Consider the following 5,159-nt stretch of genomic DNA (forward strand, 5'->3'; position numbering starts at 1 on the left):
CTCCCAGCGGCGGAAGTCGGTCTCGATCTCGTCGGCCAGTTCGCTAAGCATCTGCTCCACGCCGATGTCGATCACAAGCTTCATCATATCATCAACACTCACGAACGGGACGAGGCTGAACGGGCCGGGCAGATGGGTTGTCATGCATAAATTCCTTGAAAATGTCGTGAGAGCAGGCTTCGAATTGAACATATTTTTGCTTTTGTAAACTGTCAACAGTTGACATAATATGAATCTCTCTCCAAGCTTGACGTAATGTAACTGCGCCGGTCACAGGCGCGTCCAACCGGAGGGAACTACTTTGCGTATCTTTAAACTTATCATCGCAGCAGGTACGGTCATGGGATTGGCCATGTCCGCATCCGCGCAGCAACAAGGGGGCACGCTGAAGGTCGCGTTGAGCCCTGAGCCACCCAGTGCAGTGGCTGGCGTTTCAGGACTTGGGGCTGCGGAAATTCTGACTTCCAAAATGTTCGAAGGCTTGTTTACCTATGGCTTCGACCTGACTGTTCTGCCCGGTCTGGCCGCATCGTGGGAAACATCCGATGACAATTTGACATTTACCGTGCAGCTCAAGCCCGATGTGCGTTGGCATGATGGCGAAGCGTTCGATTCTGCTGACGTTGTGACATCTTTCAACGTAATGGCCGCGGCCAATCCGAACCTCGCTGTTATCGCGCCTCAGGTCGCATCAGTCGAGGCAACAGGTCCGCTGGAAGTTACCTTTAGCCTGAAAAACCCTGTTCCTGCGCTGGCGCATGGCCTTTCACTCGGTGGGATGCCAATCATCCCCGATCACATCTATGGGGGTGACGCACCCTTCCGCGACAATCCTGCAAATGACACCCCAGTGGGGACCGGTCCGTTCAAACTGGCCGAGTGGGAAAAGGGCAACTTCATCAAGCTGGTGCGCAACGACGATTATCATGTAGACGGCCAGCCCTATCTGAACGAGCTGTTCTTTGTGATCATCCCCGACAGCCAAGGCCGCTCCGTTGCGTTCGAGCAAGGTGCAATTGATGTCGTTTCTGCCTCCAATCTTGAATTGTTCGATGTGGAGCGTCTGGCCGCTCTCGACGGGGCGCAGATCACGGACAAGGGCTGGGAATTCTTTTCTCCCCACGCTTTCCTTTGGGTGAATAATGAAAAAGCACCCTTTGACGATCCGAATTTCCGCCGCGCCATGAACTTCGCCATGGACAAGGATTTCATCCGCGACGTCGTGTTCAGCGGCCTCTCCACGCCGACAAAGGGCCCGATCGGATCAAAGACGCGCTTCTTTGACGATCAAACCGAAGGCTATGCCTATGACGCCGATAAAGCGCGCGAGCTGGTGAAAGCGTCAAGCTATGATGGCCGTGAGATCCAGTTGATGCCTGCGTCTTTCCTTGGGTCCAGCTGGTCGCGTCTGGCCGAATATCAGGTTCAGGCATTCAAAGATGTCGGGATTAACGCGAGCCTGAACTCTATGGACCCCGGCGCGTTTCTCAAGCGACTGGGAGATCGGGACTATGATCTTGCGCAGATGTACCTTTACCAGCGTGCAGACCCGGCCATCGGTGTATCGCGCAACTTCCTGTCGATTGCTGCAAAAGCCGGATCGCCATGGAACAACGTCGCGATGTACAAGGACGCCGAGACCGATACGCTCCTGAATGGTGCTGATGGCGAAGTCGATAACGCAAAGCGCGCGGACCTCTACAGTCAGGCGCAGCGCCGCATCGCGGATCAGGCTCCTGTTGTCTGGCTCGGTGAATTGCAGTTTCCGACGCTCTACAAGGACAAGGTAAAGAACCTGATCACCAACGGTACGGGCCTCAGCTCGAACTTTGCTGACGTCTATATCGAAGACTGAAAAACCGGCCGGACGGCATATGCTGTCCGGCCTTTTTGTAAACTCCAAGGAGGCGCGCCCGTGGCCCAGACCCTGATCATTGAAACACTCAAACGTGTGCTGGTGCTTGTACTGGTGATTGCGGGGACATTCCTGTTGATCCGCTCTGCCCCCGGCGACCCCGCAGAATTCATCGCAGGGGAAGCCGCATCCGGCGATCCCGCATTTATCGAGCAGTTGCGCATCCAGATGGGGTTGGACAAGCCAGTCATTGTGCAGCTTGCCCTCTACCTCAAGAATGTTGCGATGTTTGATTTCGGGATGTCCTACCGTGAAGGGCACCCCGTTCTAGACATGATCCTTGAGCGCTTGCCCAACACGCTGATCCTCGCCGGGGCCGCATTTGTAATGGCGCTGGTGCTGGGTACGTTGGCTGGATTTACCGCCGCCGTCTTTCGTGGCACGTGGATTGACCGCGTGATCTCGCTCGGCTCGGTCTTGTTCTTTTCCTCCCCCTATTACTGGGTTGCCCTGCTGGCGATTATCCTGTTCTCGGCCAAGCTGAACTGGTTGCCCGCAGGCGGTACACAGACCATCGGCGCGGGCTACGAAGGGTTCCGCGCCACGCTGGATTTCATTCATCACCTGATCATGCCCGCGACAGCCTCGGCGCTGTTTACCATGGCGATCTATGCGCGTCTCGTCCGCGCCTCCATGACCGATGTGGCCAACACATTGTTCGTCAAAGCCGCACACGCAAAAGGCATGCTGCCCCGCCGTATCTGGTTTCGCCATGTGCTGCGCACCTCGCTTTTACCGATCACCACAATGGCGGGCGTTCAGGCGGGCCAGTTGGTCGCGGGTACCATCCTGACCGAAACCGTCTTTGCATGGCCCGGTATCGGACGGCTGATGTACGACAGCCTGATTGCCCGCGATTACAACGTGGTCGTCGGCGTGTTCATCATGACATCGCTCATTGTGATCCTCGCCAATCTGGTGGTCGATCTCCTTTATCGTTTCGTTGATCCGCGCACCCGCGCCGCCTGAGAAAGGACATCACAATGCCAATCTGGAAATCAATTATCTCACGGCCTGACGGGATCATCGCAGTGTTGTTTCTTGTCATCACCGGTTCACTCGCGTTGCTGGCACCTGTCATCTTTCCAGACGGCCCGTGGCGCATGGTTGCGCGACCGTTTCAGTTGCCTCTTGCCGACATGAAGCATCCCCTGGGCACTGACGCCTTGGGCCGTGATATGCTTACGATGATGATGTACGGCGCGCGCACGTCACTGGGCATTGGTCTGGTTTCGACCGTGGTTGCGGTGCTGCTGGGTTTAACCGTGGGCGGCATTGCCGGTTTCTTCGGGGGCCGCATCGACAGCTTGCTGATGCGCGCCACAGAGCTATTTCAGACGGTGCCGAACTTTGCCCTCGCACTGCTACTTATCGCGGTTTACTCGCCCTCGATCACCTCGGTCGTTGTTGCCATTTCGGTCGTCAGCTGGCCGCCGGTTGCACGCCTTGCACGTGCCGAATTTCTCAGCCTGCGGCGTCGCGAATTTGTGCAGGCGGCTTTGCTCTCGGGGCAATCGAACCTGCGCGTGGCCTTCAGTCAGGTCTTGCCGAACGCGCTTTCGTCGCTGATCGTGATGTCTGCGCTGATGGTCTCCATGGCAATCCTGTTTGAAAGCGCGCTCAGCTTTCTGGGATTAGGTGATCCCAATGTCGTCAGCTGGGGCTACCTCATCGGTGCCGCCCGCGCCGTCATTTCGCAAAGCTGGTGGCTGACCTTCATGCCCGGCCTCGCGATCATGCTGACAGTGGTTGCGATTTCCATCATCGGTGACGCGATCAGCGACAGTCAGGACCCATTCTTTGAGCGCCGGGAGAACACATGATGAGCGTACTTGATATCAAAGGCCTGCATGTCGGGATTGCGAACAAGGTCGAGATCGTGAAGGGCGTGAGCTTTACCGTCGAGAGCGCCAAGACCCTGTGTCTTGTGGGGGAAAGCGGTTCGGGTAAATCCATGATCGCCAACGCGGTGATGGATCTGCTGCCGTCCTCCAAACTCAAGGTCACCGGGGGCGATATCCGCTTTGGCGAACGGTCATTGGTGGGCTTGCCCGCGCCAGAAATGCGCAGCCTGCGCGGCAAGGAAATCTCGATGATCTTTCAGGACCCGATGTCGGCCCTGAACCCTGTGCGCGGCATCCGCACACAGTTTGACGAAGTGTTTTCCGCCCATGGCATCGATCCTGAACAGGGGCGCCGCGCGCGCATGCTGGAATTGCTTGAACTGGCGCGATTGCCCAATCCCCCGCGCATCCTTGATGCCTATCCGTTTGAATTGTCCGGCGGCCAACGCCAGCGCGTTATGATCTCGATGGCAATGGCCTTGAACCCCAAGCTGCTGATCGCGGACGAGCCGACAACCGCGCTTGACGTCACCACCCAAGCGCAAATTCTGCGCCTGATCCGTGATCTTCAAGCCGAATTCGGCACGGCTGTCTTGTTCATTACCCATGATTTCGGCGTCGTCGCCCAGATCGCTGATGACGTCGTCGTGTTGCGACAAGGTGAGGTCGTCGAACAGGGAACCGCGCCGAAACTTTTACGCAGCGCGCAGCATGATTATACCCGCGAGCTGATCGCCGCGATCCCCGATTGGGCACCGCGCAGTACGATGGATTCGTCCGCGCCGATGATCGACGCACGCAATATCGTCAAAACATTCGCTACCAAAACTGGTCCTGTTGCCGCGCTCGACAATGTCTCCATTAGCGTAAAGCCCGGTGAGACAGTGGGCATCGTCGGCGAAAGCGGCTCTGGAAAATCAACATTTGCGAAATGTCTTGTTGGTCTCGAGGAGGCGCAATCGGGCGAGATTGACCTTGAAGGCAAAGACATTCTGGTATTGGACAGATTATCGCGGCGTAAGGCACGTCACCGGATGCAGGTGGTGTTCCAGGATCCGAGTGCTGCGCTCAACCCGCGCCACACCATTGGGCGCACGATCATAGACGTGCTGCGCGTGAACGGACACAGCCGCCGCGACGCCCCCGAGACCGCACTGACGTTGCTGGATGACGTAAAGCTGGAGCGGGGATTCATCAATCGCTTCCCGCATGAGCTGTCGGGCGGGCAACGTCAGCGGGTCTGTATCGCGCGTGCCCTTGCCGCAAACCCGAAGGTGCTTATCGCAGACGAGGCGCTGTCGGCGCTGGATGTTTCGGTGCAGCGGCAAATGCTGGCGCTTTTTGCCGACCTTCAGGCACAGCGGAACCTTACAATCCTGTTCATCACGCATGATCTGCGC

4 protein-coding genes are annotated in these 5,159 nt (G+C 57.3%); all 4 read left to right on the top strand.

Going from position 1 to position 5,159, the window contains the following annotated elements:
• The first annotated feature begins 301 nt into the window (after nt 1–301).
• The gene (locus tag ABYT07_RS18610; RefSeq protein WP_372993518.1) at nt 302–1,855 is read left to right on the top strand and encodes an ABC transporter substrate-binding protein; all 1,554 of its coding nucleotides are present in this window, start codon (nt 302–304) and stop codon (nt 1,853–1,855) included.
• A gap of 60 nt (nt 1,856–1,915) precedes the next feature.
• Nucleotides 1,916–2,884: an ABC transporter permease gene (locus ABYT07_RS18615; RefSeq protein WP_372993519.1), complete on the top strand. Its 969-nt coding sequence runs from the start codon at nt 1,916–1,918 to the stop codon at nt 2,882–2,884.
• 14 nt (nt 2,885–2,898) lie between these two features.
• On the top strand, nt 2,899–3,738 hold the full coding sequence (locus ABYT07_RS18620) for an ABC transporter permease (protein WP_372993520.1): 840 nt from the start codon (nt 2,899–2,901) through the stop codon (nt 3,736–3,738).
• The coding region (gene nikE, locus ABYT07_RS18625) for a nickel ABC transporter ATP-binding protein NikE (RefSeq protein WP_372993521.1) at nt 3,735–5,159 on the top strand (1,425 nt) is incomplete at its 3' end. The genes ABYT07_RS18620 and nikE, both read left to right, overlap by 4 nt.

This window comes from Sulfitobacter sp. (assembly GCF_041552635.1).
Taxonomy (GTDB): Bacteria; Pseudomonadota; Alphaproteobacteria; order Rhodobacterales; family Rhodobacteraceae; genus Sulfitobacter.